The organism is Paraburkholderia sp. JHI869 (genome assembly GCF_038900775.1).
In the GTDB taxonomy this organism is placed as follows: Bacteria; Pseudomonadota; Gammaproteobacteria; order Burkholderiales; family Burkholderiaceae; genus Paraburkholderia.
In genome coordinates this window covers 121,870-140,942 of record NZ_JAYMSC010000018.1, presented here as the reverse complement: position 1 = coordinate 140,942, position 19,073 = coordinate 121,870, and the positions used below count along the sequence as shown (strand labels likewise).

At 60.4% G+C, this 19,073-nt stretch carries 18 protein-coding genes; 6 read left to right on the top strand and 12 right to left on the bottom strand.

The genetic code is table 11. The annotated features are described in order from the left end of the window. Window positions 1–39: 39 nt before the first annotated feature. Genes VSR72_RS27290 through VSR72_RS27280 form a run of 3 tightly spaced genes read right to left on the bottom strand, consistent with a single transcriptional unit; the run spans window position 40 to window position 3,187 of the window. A complete protein-coding gene (locus VSR72_RS27290; protein ID WP_342955462.1) occupies window positions 40–729 on the bottom strand; it encodes a M24 family metallopeptidase in 690 nt (229 codons plus the stop codon). Continuing rightward, window positions 726–1,778, bottom strand: a complete 1,053-nt coding sequence (locus tag VSR72_RS27285) for a flavin reductase family protein (protein ID WP_342955461.1) — start codon at window positions 1,776–1,778, stop codon at window positions 726–728. Before VSR72_RS27285 ends, VSR72_RS27290 begins: the two co-directional genes overlap by 4 nt. A 2-nt stretch (window positions 1,779–1,780) precedes the next feature. After that, window positions 1,781–3,187, bottom strand: coding sequence for an APC family permease (locus VSR72_RS27280; protein WP_342955460.1), 1,407 nt, complete (start codon window positions 3,185–3,187; stop codon window positions 1,781–1,783). Between the two features lie 143 nt (window positions 3,188–3,330). On the opposite strand from VSR72_RS27280, the gene VSR72_RS27275 reads away from it, so the two are divergent. Continuing rightward, a complete protein-coding gene (locus VSR72_RS27275) occupies window positions 3,331–4,806 on the top strand; it encodes a PLP-dependent aminotransferase family protein (RefSeq protein ID WP_342955459.1) in 1,476 nt (491 codons plus the stop codon). 185 nt (window positions 4,807–4,991) lie between these two features. Here the strand turns inward: VSR72_RS27275 and VSR72_RS27270 are convergent, their stop codons facing one another. Next, window positions 4,992–5,468, bottom strand: coding sequence for a hypothetical protein (locus tag VSR72_RS27270; RefSeq protein WP_342955458.1), 477 nt, complete (start codon window positions 5,466–5,468; stop codon window positions 4,992–4,994). Window positions 5,469–5,878: 410 nt separating this feature from the next. Between VSR72_RS27270 and VSR72_RS27265 the strand changes: the two genes are divergently transcribed. Next, entirely contained in the window at window positions 5,879–6,787 is a 909-nt protein-coding gene (locus VSR72_RS27265; RefSeq protein WP_342955457.1) for a YihY/virulence factor BrkB family protein, read from the top strand. Between the two features lie 57 nt (window positions 6,788–6,844). On the opposite strand, the gene VSR72_RS27260 is transcribed toward VSR72_RS27265, so the two are convergent. The 3 genes from VSR72_RS27260 to VSR72_RS27250 all read right to left on the bottom strand — a co-directional run bounded on the left by VSR72_RS27260 (window position 6,845) and on the right by VSR72_RS27250 (window position 9,282). After that, complete coding sequence (locus VSR72_RS27260; protein WP_342955456.1) at window positions 6,845–7,123, bottom strand: hypothetical protein; 279 nt, start codon at window positions 7,121–7,123, stop codon at window positions 6,845–6,847. A gap of 2 nt (window positions 7,124–7,125) precedes the next feature. Beyond that, entirely contained in the window at window positions 7,126–7,473 is a 348-nt protein-coding gene (locus tag VSR72_RS27255; RefSeq protein ID WP_342955455.1) for a hypothetical protein, read from the bottom strand. 312 nt (window positions 7,474–7,785) lie between these two features. Then, window positions 7,786–9,282, bottom strand: a complete 1,497-nt coding sequence (locus tag VSR72_RS27250; protein WP_342955454.1) for an oligopeptide:H+ symporter — start codon at window positions 9,280–9,282, stop codon at window positions 7,786–7,788. Between the two features lie 333 nt (window positions 9,283–9,615). Between VSR72_RS27250 and VSR72_RS27245 the strand changes: the two genes are divergently transcribed. Together VSR72_RS27245 and VSR72_RS27240 are read left to right on the top strand one after the other, a co-directional pair. Further along, window positions 9,616–10,191, top strand: coding sequence for a cupin domain-containing protein (locus tag VSR72_RS27245; protein WP_342955490.1), 576 nt, complete (start codon window positions 9,616–9,618; stop codon window positions 10,189–10,191). Between the two features lie 83 nt (window positions 10,192–10,274). Then, on the top strand, window positions 10,275–11,441 hold the full coding sequence (locus VSR72_RS27240; protein ID WP_342955453.1) for a porin: 1,167 nt from the start codon (window positions 10,275–10,277) through the stop codon (window positions 11,439–11,441). A 595-nt stretch (window positions 11,442–12,036) separates the two neighbouring features. Here VSR72_RS27240 and VSR72_RS27235 read toward each other — a convergent pair. Further along, window positions 12,037–12,504: a hypothetical protein gene (locus VSR72_RS27235; protein ID WP_342955452.1), complete on the bottom strand. Its 468-nt coding sequence runs from the start codon at window positions 12,502–12,504 to the stop codon at window positions 12,037–12,039. 348 nt (window positions 12,505–12,852) lie between these two features. Then, the gene (locus tag VSR72_RS27230; RefSeq protein WP_342955451.1) at window positions 12,853–13,686 is read right to left on the bottom strand and encodes a helix-turn-helix transcriptional regulator; all 834 of its coding nucleotides are present in this window, start codon (window positions 13,684–13,686) and stop codon (window positions 12,853–12,855) included. A 204-nt stretch (window positions 13,687–13,890) separates the two neighbouring features. On the opposite strand from VSR72_RS27230, the gene VSR72_RS27225 reads away from it, so the two are divergent. After that, the gene (locus VSR72_RS27225; RefSeq protein WP_342955450.1) at window positions 13,891–14,223 is read left to right on the top strand and encodes a hypothetical protein; all 333 of its coding nucleotides are present in this window, start codon (window positions 13,891–13,893) and stop codon (window positions 14,221–14,223) included. 206 nt (window positions 14,224–14,429) lie between these two features. Here VSR72_RS27225 and VSR72_RS27220 read toward each other — a convergent pair whose 3' ends face one another. Together VSR72_RS27220 and VSR72_RS27215 are read right to left on the bottom strand one after the other, a co-directional pair. Continuing rightward, window positions 14,430–15,122 (bottom strand): nuclear transport factor 2 family protein, encoded by a 693-nt coding sequence (locus tag VSR72_RS27220; protein ID WP_342955449.1) that lies wholly within the window; start codon window positions 15,120–15,122, stop codon window positions 14,430–14,432. A 100-nt stretch (window positions 15,123–15,222) separates the two neighbouring features. Continuing rightward, the gene (locus VSR72_RS27215; protein WP_342955448.1) at window positions 15,223–16,113 is read right to left on the bottom strand and encodes a LysR family transcriptional regulator; all 891 of its coding nucleotides are present in this window, start codon (window positions 16,111–16,113) and stop codon (window positions 15,223–15,225) included. A 732-nt stretch (window positions 16,114–16,845) separates the two neighbouring features. Here VSR72_RS27215 and VSR72_RS27210 point away from each other — a divergent pair. Continuing rightward, a complete protein-coding gene (locus tag VSR72_RS27210; protein ID WP_342955447.1) occupies window positions 16,846–18,030 on the top strand; it encodes a porin in 1,185 nt (394 codons plus the stop codon). Between the two features lie 92 nt (window positions 18,031–18,122). On the opposite strand, the gene VSR72_RS27205 is transcribed toward VSR72_RS27210, so the two are convergent. Beyond that, entirely contained in the window at window positions 18,123–19,019 is an 897-nt protein-coding gene (locus VSR72_RS27205; RefSeq protein ID WP_342955446.1) for an EamA family transporter, read from the bottom strand. Window positions 19,020–19,073 lie beyond the last annotated feature (54 nt).

The following is a 19,073-nucleotide window of genomic DNA, read 5'->3' as shown; positions in this document are numbered from 1 at the left end:
TCAGATCAACGCCTGAGCGCGTCTACGCGGGCTGGGCGCTTATGCGAAGTACGGGTCCTCGAGCAGCATGTCCTCGAAGAAGGCGCCGTAGTTCAGCTTCGGATGCCGGATGTGAATCTCCAGCACCCACAGCAGTCTCGACGGGCAGAAGTCGACGTCTGCCATGGGTCCTTCGTAGACCGCGGCGTGGGGGAAGTCGGACACTCGATGACCCGACAGGTCCATGTTCAACTCCCAACCGAGAGCTTGTGCCTGCTCGACAGCAAACTCGTACAGGACCTTGCCAGTGCTGCCGTCCGCCAACCATTTCTTTCGGACGATATGGAAGAGCTTGCGAGCGTCATCGGCGCATCGAGCCATGTCGGTGTCGCTACCGAACACGAAGGTATCGCCGCCGTCGCCTTCCCACTTCTCGAACACCGGCCCGATATCCACGAACATGATGTCGTTTTCTTTCAGGACAACGCCCGGATCGGAGTCCGCGCCGAACGTCTTCGTGGTGTTCGAACCGAACCGGACGTAGACATCGTGCCAGCCGCGAAGCATCTTGTTTGCCGCAAGGATGTCCTTCGCGATTTCCACTGCATCCTCTTCGACCATCCCCGGCTTGCAGCGAGCCGCGATCGCATGAATGATGGTCCGGGTCTTTTGCCGAACCATCAGCATCGGTTCCTCTGCAAATTCGGCACCGACCTGCTCCAGTTGAACCTGTTCGAGTACTGCGCTCATACAGAAAGCTCCTTGATTGTGGGGTTGTTCGACGGCAGACGGAGCGCCAATCCGTCAAGTTCCTGGGTGACTCGAATCTGACAACTGAGCCGGCTCAATGGCCCTGCATCCGGCAGACAAGAAAGAAGACTGCGTTCCGTTCGCGAACAGGGCGGCACTCGTTCTGACCACGCTGCGTCCAGCTCTACGAGGCAAGTACCGCACGACGCCTTTCCACCGCAAACTGACATGACGGGTAGGCCCGCCGCTTTGAGCGTTCGAAGCACGGTCTCTCCGGCCCGAGCCTGAAGACACTGTCCGCCGCAATGCATGCGGACCACGCTTTGCGCGCTGGAATCCGGTCCTAATGCTGCGGCCGCGCTTGCGCCGCTTTCATAGGTGGCGGGCGTGAATGCGTCCGATGCGAAGCTGGCAACCGGGCTTGCTGCCTCAGCGACGAGCCTTGCGAATGCATCGTCAGTCATCCGGGTGTTGCCGCAAGCCAGAACATGCGTGTTCGCAGGGTCCGCCATCTCCTGTGCGGCGACATCCTGTACGTACCCGTCACCGCGCCCTGACAGCACCGGAACGAAGCGGAACCGCTGAAACCGGGCCATCCAGTCGCCGATCGCATCCTGCGCATAGAGATCTTCGTTTCCGCGGCCTCCCCAATACAGGGTGATCGGGCGCGAGGCATTCGCAGGAAGCGCGGATTCGAGCATCGCCAGAAAAGGCGCGACGCCGGTTCCGGTTGCGAGCATGACGACTGGCCCGACTCCGTCGGGAAAAGCAAATGTGCCGAGCGGTCCGGTGATGTCGAATTCGTCACCTGTGCGCGACTCGTTCATCACGACGTCCGAGAACGAGCCGCCCGGCCAACGGCGCACGTGCAACGCAATGCGGTTGTCGCCAGACGGCGCCCGAGCCATGGAGTAGCACCGTGGCTCTCGATCCGTGCGAGCGATCGAGACGTACTGCCCTGGCCGATAGCTCAGGCTTTCGTGCGGGCTCAGGATGACCTCCCGCACGTCGCGTGAGAGCCACTGGCTCGAATGCAAGGTGGCCCGCATCGTCATTGCTCCCCGAGCTGGAACTGGGCGTGCGTGCGTTCGAGTTCGGCGCGAATCGACGTCGACACGTCGGGCTTGCGCTTGTGCAGGGAGCTCAGCCACAGGCCTCCAATCACGAGGTACGCCAGGTATGCGTACGGGAAATACTTGATTGGCGCCGGCGGCACCGGATAGACAGAACCGACAGCCGGAATCAACAGAAGGACGAGGGAGCATGCGCACAGCACCCAGTCGCGCGTTCTGAGCTCACCCAGCTTCTTGAGATAGAACGGGGCGCTCAACGTGATGAGGACATACGGGACGAGGAAGCCGAAGGCCGCCATGGTTCCCGCCCAGTTGAAGATATCGAGTGCCGCCTGGTGGGCAAGCACGAGGACGGTCGGCACCGCGAACGCGATTGCCGCCATGATCGAAACGGCGACATGCGGAGTCGCGTTCTTGTGGTGCGTGTCTGCGATGGCTCCGTGGAAGATGCCGTGGCGACCCATCGCGAAGATGACGCGCGACCCGGCGTTGATACACGACAGACACAGGGCGAAGAAGCTGAACATGGCGCCCACGGAGAGCGGAATCTGCAGAAGCCCCACGTGAGCCAGTTGCGCCATGACGTTGAGCGGCGCGTCGATCTGGTCGAGCGCCTGATGGTATCCACGCGTCCCGATGATCATCGCGTAGGTCACGAAGACGAAGAACGCACCGGAGATGATCAGGCTCCAGATGACTGCGCGTGGAATATTGCGCAGCGGATTTTTGGCTTCATCACCGAAGGCCGTGGCGCACTCGAAGCCGACGAGGCTGAAGATGGCGACCACGACGCCCAGGCCAACACTGGACCAGGGAAGTTTCGATACGTCGAACTGTGCGGTGTCGATTGCGAAGTGGTGCTCCGAAAGCACGATGAGCGACAGGACCAGTATCAGGAGCATCGAAACGCCTTCGAGCACGAGCATCAGCATCGCCGAGAGCTGGACGTTCTTCCATGCGAGAAAAAACGCAAGGCCGGCGCAGTTCGCAAAGAGGACGACTGGCGGCACGCTGAGCCCGACCATCTCGAGCAGCTTGCCGGCAAAAATCGAGAATCCGGTAATGCCGGCCATCGCGATCCCGAGGTAGGCCCAGATGAGCGACCAGCCTCCCAGGCCGCCGGACGTGAGGCCGAGGCCGCGACAGATGTAGCTATACATCGAGCCCGACGAGGTCGAGCGCTTTGCAAACTGGTTCAGATTGAACGAGACGAACAGCAGCATCAGCGTTCCGAGGGCGTATGAAAGCCAGCTCCACTCTCCGGTGTTGCCATACATGACGGGAATAATCAGCGCCGCCGTCATGGTGGGCGAGATCAAGGCGATAGCCTGTGCCAGGAGCTCGACAAAGCTCAGGCAGTTCGAGCGTAGTTGCGCGTTACTCATTTCCCATCCCCTATCGATGAGCCAGCATGTGTTGTGGGTCGAAACGTCGTCATTTGCATTTCGATGAGGGGATGGTATGGTCACCGTTGGGCCAGATAGAACCTCCAGTTTTTTAATTTCCACTGGTCCAGCCAGGACGCGCGATGCTGAGAAATTGGGACCTGAATATCGTCATCCAGCGAGAGGCCGGCTCAGTCGCTCGCCAGATCGTTCAAGCCATCATTCATGAGATACGCCGTGGACGATTGCTACCCGGAACCCCGCTGCCGGGCTCACGTGAACTCGCGAAAGTCCTGGATGTGAACCGGAAGACGGTGATCCTCGCTTACGAAGAGCTGTCCGCCCAAGGCTGGCTCAAATCCGAGAAGACGCGTGGGACCTTCGTTTCGCCTGCGCTGCCGGAAAAGGGGATCGAGGCGGTAAAGCCGCTCGACTCGGGCATTGCACCTGCATTGGGCGTGAGGTTGGCCGGAAACGGCCCAGATGTGCCGTGCCTCTACAGCGAGGACGGTTATCTCACCTTCGACGACGGCGCGCCGGACACGAGGCTCGTGCCGGTGGCGGAGCTCGCAGCGGCCTACCGCAAGGCGCTACTGGCCGCTTCGCAGAAGAACAGGCTGGGTTATGGCGACCCGCTCGGGACCCTACGCATCAGGCGAGAGATTCTCGAAATGCTGAGTTCGGAGCGTGGCATTACTGCCAGGGAGGACAACATCTGCATCGTTCGTGGGAGCCAGATGGGGATATACGTCACCGCCCGAATCCTGGTCCGGCCCGGGGACTGCGTCGTCATGGAAGCCCTTAGTTACCCACCTGCACGGGAAGCGTTTCGAGCGGCCGGAGCCGAGGTTGTCACCGTTGGTCTGGATGAGGAGGGGCTCAAGGTCGATGAACTCGAGAAGCTTTGCTATCGCAAACGCGTCCGTGCGGTGTACGTGACGCCTCATCACCAGTTCCCAACCACAGTCCTGCTGCCCGCGGCCAGACGTATGCGGATGCTGGCACTCGCCGAGCAGTTCGATTTCGCCATCATCGAGGATGACTACAGCCACGAGTTTCACTTCGCTCACCGTCCCATGCTTCCACTGGCGAGTTTTGACCGCAGGGGCAAGGTCATCTACGTCGGCTCGATGTCCAAGCTGCTGACGCCATCGTTACGCATCGGCTATCTGATCGCACCGGCTCCGTTCATCGAGCGCGCCGCCGCCGAGGTCACCATCATCGACCGGCAGGGCGACCCAGCCAGCGAAGCGGCTGTTGCCGACCTGCTATCGAGCGGAGTGATTCACAGCCACACGAAAAAAGTCATGAAGATTTACGCCGAGCGGCGCGACCTCCTCGCGAGTCTGCTGCAGACGCATCTTCACAAATGGCTTTCCTTCGAGCTTCCTGTTGGCGGCCTCGCACTTTGGGCCGTTTGCAAGGCAGACGTCGATATGGACACGCTACAGGCTGCGGGTGAACGCGAAGGCGTACGCTTTCTGCCAGCCAGCCATTTTTCGCTGAAGAACCGGCCGTATCCTGCACTCAGGCTGGGCTTCGGCAGTCTCAATGCGCAAGAGCTTGAAGAGGCGGTCTTACGACTGCGACGTGCGTTCATGGCAACCGCCGCCGATTAAACGCGCGAGGGGATGCCAAATCCGCCAGTCGGACAAAAAACCGTACGCATTGGACCATTGATGCCGATATGATCCATATTGATCGCGTAATTGTTATGGACTGCGATCCATTCGGCTTGTGAGGCGGTTGCTGCAATCAATGAAGCACCCACAACACGCACGTTGCGTGTCTTCGTGATTTCTTCCTAGCTGGCGGCAGCAGAGGCTGGGTTTCGTCCTGGAAACCCTGCCGCAGTCGAACGATGGGCGACCGCGGCTCGCGATCTCGAGTGGGCTGCAGCGAACTCGACGACCGTCTTGCGCCATGCGTTGCGCGGCCCACACACCGCACTGACGCTGGCGCCCGTCGGCGACACGAGCCTGCGCGTGAGCAGACGGCCGCTGATGCAAAAGTGCATGGCATCAAACAGCATCTGTGCGTGCCGGTCCACGACTAGCGGGTTGAACCACGACATCGTGCCGGTATTGTCCAGAAGGAACAGGTCGCCATCAAAATCAACGACGTTCAATCCCGCGCAGTCGCACGCGCGGCGAATCAAGGCAATGTCAGCCGTACGGGCACGACCATCGTGCATTTCATCGGATATCCGACGTGTCGATTGGATGTCACACAGGTAGCCAAGCATGTTCATTCCCCAGTTCACCCCTGTCTTGCGGATCAAGTTGATAAATCAACTATACAGACAGATGTAAGGCTTTTGTATGCGTCTGAGTGTCGCCAAAGCCTGTTTAATTTTCCAATGTCCGACGGGCCGCCGATGCATGGCTAGGGCGGTTGTACCCCGAAAGCAGGCGTACCATCTAAATGCAATCGACTGGCATACGGGTCGTTCACAGTCCGACGGGAGACGCACGGCCGGGTAGCGGCAAGGCGCGGTAGTTCTGCGCGGGTGCAACGGATCGCGCGCGCGATGGGCTGTCGACGAACGGGCTTGCGGTGCTGCGGCGCGCAACTGCAATGGCTTGGTGCCTGGCGTGACGGTGCGGCGGCTTGCGCGGAGTGAACTGCGCGCGCCGCGTTCAACGCGTGCGATGAGGGCGGCGCGAGTGCAATGAACGGGCGGAGCCTGATGTGAATACAACCGATGAGGCAGGCAAGCGCGCGTTGCGCTTTGTTGCGGCGCATCCAGCGCGATTCATATTCCAGGTCTGCACCGCGTTCCGTAAAAACCAGGGGCTGCTGCTCGCGGGCGCGATCGCCTATTACGCGTTGCTGTCAATCGTGCCGCTGCTCATTCTCGTTGTCATCGCGTTCGGTCACTTCATCGGCGAGGAGTTGCTGTTCGACACGCTCGGGCGTCTGCTCGAATGGCTGATACCGGGGCAGTCAAAAACGCTCGTGCACGAGCTCGCGACCTTTTTCGAGCATCGCTCCGTGGTCGGCTGGTACCTCGTCATCACGATGATCTTTTTCAGTTCGCTTGCGTTCACGGTTCTGGAGAATGCCCTGTCAATCATCTTCGTGCATCGCGTCGAGGTCCGGCGAAGGCACTTCCTGCTGTCGGCAATCCTGCCCTATCTCTTCAGTCTGTCACTTGGTATCGGTGTGCTGCTCGTGACGCTCGTCTCCAGCGGCCTGCGGGCTGTTGCGACCGGTAGCATCGATCTGTTCGGCCATGGGGTGTTACTGACCGGCGTGACCCGCGTCGTGCTATATCTGTGCGGCCTTGCTGGCGAGATATTCGTGCTGACGGCAATCTATTTTGTGATCCCGGCGGGACGCACGACACTACGGCATGCGGTCGTCGGCGCGGTCGCGGCCACCGTTCTGTGGGAAATCACAAGACGCGTGCTGGTTTGGTACTTCGCGAAGCTTTCGCAGGTGAACCTCGTCTATGGGTCGCTGACGACGGCGATCGTTGTGCTGTTCGGCCTCGAAGCGCTCGCGACGCTGATGTTGTTTGGCGCGCAACTGATCGCAGAATACGAGCGCCTCAATATGCGCGGCAACCCTGCAACGGAGTCGATGGAAACGGGCTGACCGGCGGCGGTGCGTCGAACGCGCTGATTGTGGCTTCAACCTGCTTATGCTGTTTCGTTAAGAAACAACCATCGAGAAGACTTTCTCCCGAAAGGGACCTGACCTGACTTTGCGGTTAAGCACAAGCAGAACGAGATCTCTGCCCTGCCGGTACAGGGTGCCCTCTTCCAGCCGCTGCACGCGCTCGAATGGCTTGCCGCTACCCATGCTCGTTTCGAGGAACAGGGGCCATTCGTCCAGGCCCAGACCGAGATCCCTGGCAGGAATCGAATACTTCAGGAAGGAACGTGTAGGTTCAACGTCCTCCCACTGAACAAGTTTCGGTTTGCCGTTCATGATCAGCATTGCTCAGGGTGGTGCCCAAGGGCAACCATCGCATGAAAGGCCGCGAAGACCGGGTCCATCGGGTGCGACTTTTTCGCAGTGTCCGTCGATCGTTGCATGCGTGGTGTCCGGGTTTTGACGGGTGCCAGGCCACGCTTGAAATGGCGCTCGCCACTTCGGCTGTCGCGCCGCGAAACATGCACGTCGCCGCTCAACACCAGTGCCCTAAGCGCGTTTGTTAGTCGCCGGCCAGCTACACCCGAGGCTGCGGCTAACTGCGCGATGCTCTGTTGCGCTCCATCAGCCAGCACATCCAGCAATCGCGCTTCCAGCGTCCCGACAAATTGTTGCTCGGCCATCATCGCCCCTCCGTCGTTCAAGTTGATAAGTCAACTATAACTGAGGATGTAAGCAATTTGTATGCGTCGGTGGGTCGCCAATGCCTGCTTAAATCGGGCGGTCTGGATTGTCGGGCAACCGGGCGAGCAGAGCGTCTGCACTTCGTGATCAGCGCCGTGGAACTGGACGCTCTGCTTCGATAGATCAACGACATCAACGCGGTGGAGGAGAGTCTCGCGGCGGGACGTCGCCTTCTGGCAGCAGGAGTCCCCGTCCTTCCGCGCCTTGCGCGGCGGCCGCAGGCTGAGGGCGGGGAGAGCGTCAACGAGCCGCGGTCACTCGACCGCGTACTGGCCTGCGGTTTGCTCGCCCGCGCGCTGATGCGCGCGTGAGAGGCGGCCCATCACCGGCAGCAGCAGGATCGCCAGCAAGGCGCCTACCGCAGCAAGCCAGCCGAGACCGTCGAAGAGACGCATATAGAGCGGCAGCGACTCGATGGGATCGAGATTACCCGCGGGCATCTTCGCGAAGTTCGCGACCACGCTGCCCAGATACTGGGAAACGCCCGTCGCCACGAAATACGCGCCCATCATGAAACCACCCATGCGCGCAGGCACGTAGCGCGCGATCATCGCGAGTCCGAGGCCGCTCACGAGCAGTTCGCCAAGCGAGTAGAGGCCGTAGCCCGCCACCATGAACCACGACGACACGCGGCCGTTCACTGCGTAATGGCCGCTCGCGGCGTAGACGAAGAAGCCCGCTGCCACCACGACGAAACCCAGCGCGTATTTAGCCGCAACGGGCACGTCGCTGCCACGGCGCGCGAGGCTCGAGTAGATCGTCGCGAGCACCGGGCTCATGATCATGATCCAGATCGGATTGAGCGCCTGGAACTGCGCCGCACTCCAGCTAAAGAGCTCCATGCCGAACAGGCGGAAGTTCGGGTCGACGTTGCGCACCGCGAACAGCGTGAGCGACGTCGACATCTGCTGGTAAAACACAAAGAACAGGATGACTTGCAGAGTGAGGATCAGCGCGGCCACGAGACCGGCGCGCTCCTGGCGTTCGCAGGTGCGCAGCATGTATGCGAAGATTGCGAGAATCGCTGCACCGGCCGTGTAGACGCACATGACGGCGAGTTGCTTGTGCTGTAGCACGAAGAGCGTCGCCACGCCAAGCGCGACGCCGCCCGCAATCACCGCCGCGAGACGGCGCCATTGCACCGGCATCGTGTCGGGAGCGGAGCCGATGTGCGCGAGCGTGCGTTGCATGAGAAAGAAGTTCGCGATGCCGAGCAGCATTCCCGCGCTGCATACGGCGAACGCGGCGTGCCAGCCCCAGTGATCCTTGATCCACGGCGTGAGCAGCATCGACACTGTCGAGCCGATATTCACCGCCATGTAGTAGATCGTGAACGCGGCGTCGATGCGCGCTTCGTCTCCTTCATAGATGCGGCGCACGAGATTAGCGGCGTTGGACTTGAAAAGCCCGTTACCCACCACGATTACACCGAGCGACGCATACATGTGCGAAAGTCGGTCGTCGGGCAGGGCGAGCATCACGTAACCCGCAAATAGCACGATGGCGCCAAGTATCATCGAGCGGCGTGAGCCCAGTACCTGGTCGCCGATCCAGCCGCCGATCGAAGGCGACGCATACACAAGCGCGGTGAACGCGCCCCAGGTGAGCGTAGCGTGCTCGTCGCTGAAGCCAAGGCGCTCGACCATGAAAAGAACCAGGAGTGCGGCCATGCCGTAATAGCCGAAGCGCTCCCACATCTCGATCAGAAATACCGTCGAGAACGATTTCGTTCTGGAAACCGATGAATTCATTGTGACCTCAATACGCTGAGATGATGACGATGACACGCGGTTGCGTGTAAAGCGGGCAGCGACGTATGTGATGCTGCGCCGCATGCATGGGCGCTTGTGGCGCCGGCAGAGTGCATGTCTCCTCCTTTCTATGAGTTCGTGGATCGCACGAACCCAAGGTTTACAATTTCATTCTTCTCGAGCGTTCCGCGTGGCGGATTGCGTCGGCGTAATGGCTTGGCGTCTGACGCGCCTATTTGGTGCCAGAGCTCGACGTGGTCTTGAAGGCCGCAAGCGTATCAAACGATGTTTACTTCTATCAAACAAATTTTGACGACAAAAAACGTTCCTGATATGGTCTCAACCTCTGGCAAGCGGGACTCCACCGCGATGGCACTCGGCGAAAAGATTCGCGCACTGCGCCAGCGGCTCGGACAGACGCTCGATCAGACGGCAACGGCGGCCGGTATTTCCAAGCCGTTTCTGTCCCAGGTGGAGCGGGGTCATGCGTCGCCGTCGCTGACTTCACTTGCGGGCATTGCGAAAGCGCTGGGTGTCACGATGCAGTATTTCGTCGAGACGCCGTCGGAGGAGCGCTCGGTCACGCGCGGCAGCAAGCTGGAGTTTTTCGGCTTCGCGGATTCGGCGAACCTGTTTGCGCGACTCACGAACACCGCAGGCGGGCGGCAGCTGGAATCGATACTCGTGCGTCTGCCGAAGGGCGTGAAGCGCTCGGAAGTCACGACCCACGCGGGGGAGGAATTCCTCTACGTAATCGATGGCGAGGTCACGCTGGAGCTTGAGGGTAAGTCGTTCGTGTTGCAGGCGGGCGATTCAGCCCACTACCAGTCGACGGTGCCACATGGCTGGAGTAACGAAGGCAGCAAGGAGGCTGTCGTGGTCTGGGTAGGGACTCCACGACTGTTTTAACGAGGAAAGAGGCCAGGCGCGGTACAACCGACTGGCCTCCATGTTTTTAATAAAATTAGGACGACGAATTGAAGGACGACCAGATGAAAAACAACAAGATCAAGGCCGGCGTTATCGCTGTTGCCGCTTTCGCCGCATCCTCTGCAGCAATGGCACAGTCGTCGGTCACCCTGTACGGCATGCTGGACGCAGGTATCAGCTACACCTCGAACGTCAATGGCCACTCGTTGGTCAGCCTCGTAGGCGGTGCCTCGGGTTCGAACAAGTGGGGCCTCCAGGGTCAGGAAGACCTCGGCGGCGGCCTCAAGGCAGTCTTCAAGCTCGAAAATGGTTTCAACATTGCGACCGGTGGCATCGGCGGCCAGGGTCCCATCGGCTCCTCGCGTTCGCTGTTCAACCGCCAGGCTTACGTAGGCGTCGCGTCGGAGCAGTACGGTACCCTGCGTATGGGTCGCCAGATCGATGCCGTGACGGAAATGGTTCAAGGCCTGACGGGCGATGCCATTTCGGCGTCGACATTCTCGACCCCGGGCGACGTGGACAACAACGACAACACGACGAACCAGAACAACGCGGTGAAGTACATTTCGCCGATTTTCCACGGCTTCCAGGCTGAAGGCGCGTACTCGTTCGGTGGCGTTGCCGGTGCCATGGGTTCTGGTCAATCGTGGTCGGTGGCTGCGGACTACGCTCAGGGTGGCCTGACGCTGGCTGGCGGCTACTTCCATGCAGCGAACCAGGGTGAGAACGGCTGGCAGAATGCAACGGCGCAACCGTCGTTCGGTGGTGCGCTGGGCTATCCGAGCTCGGGCTACTATGGTGGCAACGCGTTCAAGAGCGCTGGCATCGCTCAAGTCGCTGGCCAGTACCAGTTCGGTCCGTACACGGCCGGCCTGCGGTACTCGAACGCTCAGTACGCGGGCAACGATGGCCAGGAGTCGATTCACTTTAACGTGATCGGTGCCCTTATGCAGTACCAGGCAACCCCGGCGCTGTCGCTGGCTGCTGGTTACACGTACGTCTACGGTTCGGAAGCCACGCCTGCCCAAGCCGCTGAGGGCCGCACGATGGCGTCGATCAACCAGGTGTCGCTGGGTGCGACGTACTCGCTGTCGAAGCTCACCTCGGTCTACGTCATGGGTGCCTACGTCCATGCACAGGGCGCTCAGGCTTCGGCTGCCGACTTCGGCAACACGGCATCGGGCGGCAACCAGGTTCAAGCCAACATTGGCATGTACCACCGCTTCTAATCGCAGGTTGGCGGGGTAGTGGACACATCACACCCCGACCAGGAAAAGCCCCGCTAGTGAATTGCACCCCAGGAATTGGACATTGCTCCAATCTTTGGGGTGTTTTTCATGAACCGCCGGGGTCTCCTGGACACGTTGCGGCGATAGCGTCTGGCGTTTCATGAGCCTGCGGCCGTAGGCCGAAGGCTGTACTGTCGCGCGCTTTGCTACCCGTGTTGGAGTGAGCAATACAGGTCCGGGAGGCAAAGCGCAATTTCCAGCGGCAGCGGCGGCCCTGTATCCGATGGCGCATGCAAAGGGAAGTAGCGTGGAAACGGTGTGGCTCCTGGATGGGGCGCGTCCCTGGCGGCATCAAGCTCGAACTCGGCTTCGTCGGAAGCTGCAACGCATTCTTGACTCCCTGCACCCACAATTGCCGCGAATGCGCAGCAGGCTAAAACTATTGTGGTACGGATCTGGAATCTCATGTCGTGGCTCCCCATTCTGTTGCGTCGGGTTCCTCACCAATGTGCCGGAGTGGTGACTTCCGTAGCCCATGACATCCGCGGCGTCTACTTTTGCCTGTAGAGCGAGCGTTTGATAACGTCAAAGCCCATCACGTGGGTCGATCGTCAATGACGAACCATCGGAGCGTGCGAGCCGGTTGGTCAGGCACGGCGATTTGCGTGGGCAGGCTGCCGATCACACCCTTCACCTGGGCGACAAACGCGTCCCCCTTCATCGACGCAAGCGAGACAGTTTTCAGGCCGCACTGACTCGCCGTGCTCAAGCGCGAGTGAACGACGATGAGCCACCAATCCGTCATCGTGTAGCCCGTGTCGGCGGCTTCGATGCACGTCCGATAGTTCGAGGCGACAAACCTCCCTGCGTCACCGGAGGCCGCCACCACCTCCCACGCCTTTTGGTAACTGCCTCCACCCCGTCCCGTAGCGTCCCCCGCCATCGGCTGCGTTCGCAGCTCATAAAGGTTGGCCACTGCGACAACTACAATTGCAACGAGTCCAGCGAGATAGACGGGATGACGCTTCGCTGCCTGACTGCCCGTTCTCAGTGCAGAAATCATGATGATCCCCTTCCTTCGACGACAAGGTCTGGCCTATGGAACTGTGGTTGATGGCCGCCCTGCAATACAACAGCGGCCTGTAGCTTCTACGGCATCGTAGATTATTCGCCGACGCCGGAACATAACCTGAATAGGTGGCACGCGTGAGCCCCGCCCATCCTTTGCCAACGGGACCTCTCCCGTCCACTTCGGACAGAAATTGGCCAGCCCGGTTGGGCGAATCGGGCCGAATTGCTGTTGAATCGACTCACCAATTCGGCGCGCGACAGGCGTGTAGCGGCGCAGCATGCCATCGAGAGGACGGCGGCTGGGCATCGCTGCCTGCAATGCCACAGCGCCTGCAGTTCGCTATCGCAACTTGCCGAGCCACAGCGCGGTGAGCGTTGAGCGACTCCGGACGTTGAATTTGGTGTAGATCGACTTGATGTGGACATGCGTCGTGTTCGGACTCTGGTCGAGCTTCTGCGCAATCTGCTTTTCCGTGAGTCCATCGAGCAGCCCGAGCAGCACCCTTCGTTCTGCCGACGTCAGGGGGGCGTCGGCGATGAGCAGGCCGTGGCTGAGCAGTTGCTGCCGGCAGTACCATCTCAGCCCATGCACCACGAAAGCCAGAAGTTCGAGATCCAGCGCAGAGAAGCGCGGCGTCTGCACATCGCGAAACACAAAGAGGTGAATTCGCACATCGTCGTTGAGCGAGCATCGCACCTGGATGCTGTCGCTGTGACCGACTTCGAGGTAGTGGCGGCGATAGTGCTCACCTTCAAACCATTCAGCGGGCATCGCCTCGAAGAGCAGGTTGGCACGGAACGGCTCGTTCCCTGCCGCGGCCGCGACATGTGACGAGTCGACGTTGCCGGACCAGAGGGTGTCGAACTGCTCCTGCACGGAAGCGACCATCGCGGGTACCGGATGCAGCAGCCGAACCAGACGTGGACGCCAGCCGAACAAAGGATCCTTTGGCGCGGGCGAAGGCAATCGGACGACCACGGCCCAAAGCGCGTTCTGTGCCGAGACCATCGCACAGAGGGTGGTTAGCAAGTGGGTCAACGCGGCATCGCCTTCGCCTGCCGAGAACTCGGCCAGCCGATCCCAGAGTGCAAAGACGCCATCGTGGAACGGTGGATTGGCGGAATCCGCGAATGGATGCATGTCGTCCCCAGGAAGAATGGGCGGATCACCCATCTTCGGTGATCTTGGCCTCGCCTGACAAGGGCCGCAGTGCGCAAGGCATGTCGTCGGGTGCGGCGTTCACATTCCGCGTGAGGCCGCATTCCTCGTGTGGTGAAAATATCAAAGCGAGGCGGCCGTATTTTTGAAATTTTTTTTTGAGCGCCATCATAGGGCAACGAGCTTTGAATCAGGTTCGCAGCCAAATGGAGGCAAGTCATGGGCACCGCGCTGGTTTGGGCAGCAATCCCGCACAACAGTGATGGGGTCGTGTTCCAGGTTCGCGTGATTCGCGGACTTCAACGTTTCCATATCCCGCGCCGGGCGCTTGAGATCGCGTTCGGCCTGGCGCCTCATGCATCGGATGCAGGGCAACTCGAACTCTTTTATCAGCACGAGACTCTCATCCTGAGGCGGGCAATGCGGAAACGTCCGATTGCGAGTGCTGACACGGCTTCCCTTCAGACTGCTGATCTCACCACTGTCGTGGAAATGGGACGGAGTGCGACGGCGCACCTTTCGGAAACGCCAGGGGACCTGGCTTCAAACTGACGGGCAGAGTAAGTACGTCATGTCGGTTGAGACTGGCATGTGTCACCTTCACCCGCACCCAGCCTTCCTTCACAACCGGGTCAGGTCGCTCGCCAACGACAAGGGAGGCAAGCGGGTCGTCGTTATTTGCTTCTTTGGCATAGACGGCAAACATGGTCGTTCCTTTCAGGATGGATCGGGCGAGCGTGGTGCTGCGTAGACGGCGCCTAATTGCGTTTGACGGGAACGATCACAAGCTGGGCGATCGCATTGCCGGCGAGCGTAAAGTAGAAGCGGAGCTCGAGCGGATCGGGCAGACCGGTCTTGTCGTAGTCACCGGTCACCTTGGCAAGAATGGCGACGCCGCCCGGGTGATGCAGGATTTCGGTAACGAACATCGTCACCCGGTCACCGGCGATCTCCTTCGCCAGCCACGCGCGGATTGCATCGCGGCCCTCGTAGTGACGCATCTGATCGTTTGCGATCGCGTGCGGAGCGAAGCGCGAGACCATGCCGTCGAGATCGTACATGTTCATGGCCTGCACGAAGCCGAGGACAGGCGCCGGCAGGTTCAGTTTTTCCTCGACCATGCAAAGGCGAGCGATACGGTCGCCAGCAAGATCAATGTGCCAGTCGAGCTGGAAAGGCTCTGTCACGCCGAGTGCTGCGTAGTCGCCGTCGACGGCAACGGTCAGAACCGTATGGCCGTCATGCTCTTGATGGTGCAGCGGATGCACACGGACGTTCGAGCCGAGATAGAGGTTGTCCACCCAGTGAGCGATTTCCTCGCCGCGATGCTCCTCGCCCATGTCGATCAGTACGGCGTCGTCCGCGAAGGACGAGAGCACGCCGGCGCGGTCGCGGGTGGCGGTTGCCTGCAGGAAGGCTTTGATCGGCTGCGCAAGAGTAGAAAGAGACATGGCATCACCTCATCTGTTGTCGGTGATGCAAATCTATCAATTCCCTGGTGAGGTCACTAGACGCCATGTTTGGATGGTTTCTATCCCTATGGGGAATAGATCACTCGTGATCGGCCAGCAATTCCGCGAGAAAATCAACAAACACGGCGACTTTGCTGGGCTGGCGGCGCGCAGCAGGGCGCACCGCGCTGATCGTTAATGTTCCTGGCTCATGGTCGCGCAGAATGCGCCGCACAGTACCAGCGCGTATGTCGGCAGCGAACAGCCAGTGGGGCGCCTGCGTGACCCCAAGGCCAGCCAGTACAGCCGCGCGCAATTGTTCGCCATCATTGCTGCGGAATGACGCTGTCGCCTGCCAGGAAACCTGGCCGGCACGGCTAGCAAAGGTCCACGGCCGTGGCCCATCCTGTGAGACGAAGATCACTCCGTCATGGTCGTTGAGATCGCTCGGCCGCTTCGGCTCGCCTTTGCGTTCCAGGTACTCCGTCGACGCCACGGCGATGATTGCGGAAACCCCGATCTTGCGCGCGATCAGACTCGAATCCGAGAGCGGGCCATTGCGGATGGCAAGATCGATGCCTTCTTCGACGAGATTGCTGGTGCGCTCCGACACCAGCATCTCGACGACAATCTTCGGATAGCGCTCGCGGAAGAGAGGAAGTTTCGGCACGACGAAGAGGCGGGAAAATGCGTGCGCCGCAGTGACCCGTACCACGCCGGACGGTGAGGTCTGGCCTGAGCCTATTCGGGATTCGGCGGCCTCCAGATCGCTGATTATCCGCACCGCGGATTCGTAGAAGTCGCGCCCGGCTTCGGTCAGGCTCAGACTGCGCGAGGTGCGCATGAGAAGTTGTGCGCCGAGATGTTCTTCGAGCGCCGCCACTTGTTTGCTGATCGCCGGTTGGCCTGTTCCGAGTTCGCGCGCCACGGCCGAAAAGCTTCCGCTTTCGACGACGCGCACGAATATCTTTATCCCCTCAAGCCGATCCATTTGATCCTCCCGAGACTGGGAGGCTAGCATATTAATGGAATAGATCGCGCAGGAATCGGGGCGGGTCTATGCCCTGCAAAGATTGAAGTTTGGCGTAACCCGTTCGGTGTCGGCGGCATCAGCACTGCCTGCGGCGTGAGGCATGTTGATGCAGGTCCAATTCATCTTTGGCGGCCTCAAATCCCACCCCAATTTTCCATCGCCTGCCGCTTGCGCACGACGCACCGTCGATCGAAGCCGTACACGTTGTGTGTGCTACCGAACATTGTCGCGACGGCCGAGCGTGGCTGATTAACCGTGCTCTTCCGGCTCGAAGGTCGGAAAGGTTGGCGATGGTGGATCGAATGACTTCGGAATTCTGCAATCAATGCAGCGCAAGCTGTCGCGAGCCGCTGCTTTCCTGTGATGTTTGGGGCGGTGGAAAATGACGCCATCCCATAACAATTAGCACTGCGATGCAGTCTATCGCGAGAAAATCGCGCCCGCTTGCGGGCGGGGTACACCTTCATGACGTATGACCACTGTCGCGGCAGCGCAACTCGCTACGGAAACAAATGCGTTTGCCACCCATTTCGCTACCAGGCGCGAAGCCAAATCGCAGTTCATTTGCTGCAAAATTATGAAACGTGGATTGCTTTGTGCAAGGAAATTTTTCGGGCAATTAAAACTTCTGAGCAGGATACGGATATAGACTGCGCCACTCATTCCCCTCACGTCACTTGGTGTCATCTCGTGAAGAAGATCTCCATTGCCGTGGCCGCTTTCGCAGCGACTGCAGCGTCTGCTGCCAACGCGCAGAGCTCAGTCACCCTCTACGGTCTGATCGATGCCGGCATCTCCTACACGAACAACGTTCAGAACGGCGCCCCGGGTCACGGTAGCGCGCGCGTCGCGCTCGCAAGCGGCAACATCAGCGGCAGCCGCTTCGGCCTGCGCGGCAGCGAGGACCTGGGCGGCGGTCTGCACGCTATCTTCGTGCTCGAAAACGGTTTCAACGTCAACAACGGCACACTCGGCCAGGGTGGCCGCATGTTCGGCCGTCAAGCGTATGTCGGCGTGAGCGGCGATCAATACGGCACCTTGACGATGGGCCGCCAGTACGACTACATGGTCGACTTCGTCTCGCCGCTGTCCGGCACGGCAGGCACGTTCGGCGACTCGGGCTTCGCGCACGTGTACGACAACGACAACCTGCAACATACGGTCCGCTTCAGCAACTCGGTGAAGTTCTCGAGTATCGACTACGCAGGCTTCAAGTTCGGCGGCATGTACGCGTTCAGCAACAGCACGAGTTTCGCGGTCGATCGTGCGTACAGCGCCGGCGCGAGCTACAACAACGGCCCGCTGCGATTCGCCGCTGCCTACCTTCAGATCAACGGCTCGGCGGCGGCGAGCAACCCGTCAGGAACAGCAAATCAGAACGTTGCGGCTGACCCGAGCGAGTTCAAGGCGACCGCAGGTGGTGGCAACCTGACGGCGGATGTGCAGCGCACGTTCGGTGCAGGCATCGGCTACACGTTCGGCCCGGCGGCGGTCAACTTCGTCTACACGCACAGCCAGTACCAGAACACGTCCGCGTTCGGCCTGAACCCGGTGAGCGGCTCGACTCACTTCGACAACTATGAATTGAACGTCAAGTACTCACTCACGCCGGCGCTGTCGCTCGGCCTCATGGATACTTTCACGGACGGGCATTTGAACGGTGTGAGCAAGTCGAACTTCAGCTCCGATCCGAAGTGGAACCAGGTCAACGCGATTGCGCGCTACGCGCTGTCGAAGCGCACGGAAGTGTACGGTGAAGCGATGTATCAGCGCGCAATCGGACACAACAACGTCGCGACGATGTACAACGCGGGTGGCTTCTCGGCGACGAGCAACCAGGTGATGGGCGCCATCGGCATGCTGACCCGCTTCTAGGCGGACGCCAAAACCTCATCCCGGTAGTCGTTAGCCCGCCACCCTGGCGGGCTAGTTCGCCAGTGCAGCAGAAACTCGCTGCTTAACCGGATTCATCGCGGCTGGCCTTGCATGACAGAGCCGACGCTCGCAATCACGACGCAAAGAATCCCGGCAGTCTGTAACGGAGTGAGCGGTTGCGCGAGCGCCAGGAAGCCTATCGCAGCTGCAATTGCGGGCTCCGAACTCATCAGGATGCCGAACGATGACGACGTCATGCGCCGCAACGCACTGAGCTCGAGAACATAGGGCAGCAAGGGGACGAGCAGGGCCAGCCATGCCGCGTCCAGTACTTGTCCGGTAGCGATACGCCCATGACTTTGAGCGAGGCCGAGCGGCGTGAGCACCGCGGCGGCGACGATCAACGAGGTGGCGAGTCCTTGAAGACCGTCAAATTGCTGGCCGATGTGCTTCATCAGCACGATGTAAGCGGCCCAGCATACCGCCGTGCCAAGCGGGAAAAGCAGCGCTGATGGGCTGGCCACGACCCACATACCGTCATGGCGGGCGAGCAGCCATACGCCCAGCGCGGCAAGCAATGGCGAGGCGAGCATTCCGACCCGGCGCACGCCTGCGGTCGCAACGGCGAGTGGGCCAAGGAAGTTGATCGCCACGGCGAGACCAAGCGGCACGCGATTGACCGACTCGAAATAGCACAATGTCATGCCCGCCATCGCGCTACCAAGGAGGAGGGCGGCGAGCCAGTGCCGACGCGAATAGCTGCGCAACCGTGGTCGAGCCGCAATGGCGAGCACCAGCGCCGCGACGCAAAGGCGCAACCATGTCGTGCTGGCTGTGCCGTATTCGGCGGAAACCGGCCGGGATAGCGCGCCGCCCAGCTGTATGCTGGACATCGAAACCACGCAGAACAATGGCGCAATGACCTTTGAGAGTCGGGGAGTAAATCCCGCTGTGGCGGTGGTTGGGGCCATACTTGCTTCGTCGCGCATTCCATCTGCTCGTCGGTTCGGATGCTACCGATGGTAACGGGATCAGAAGCCCGC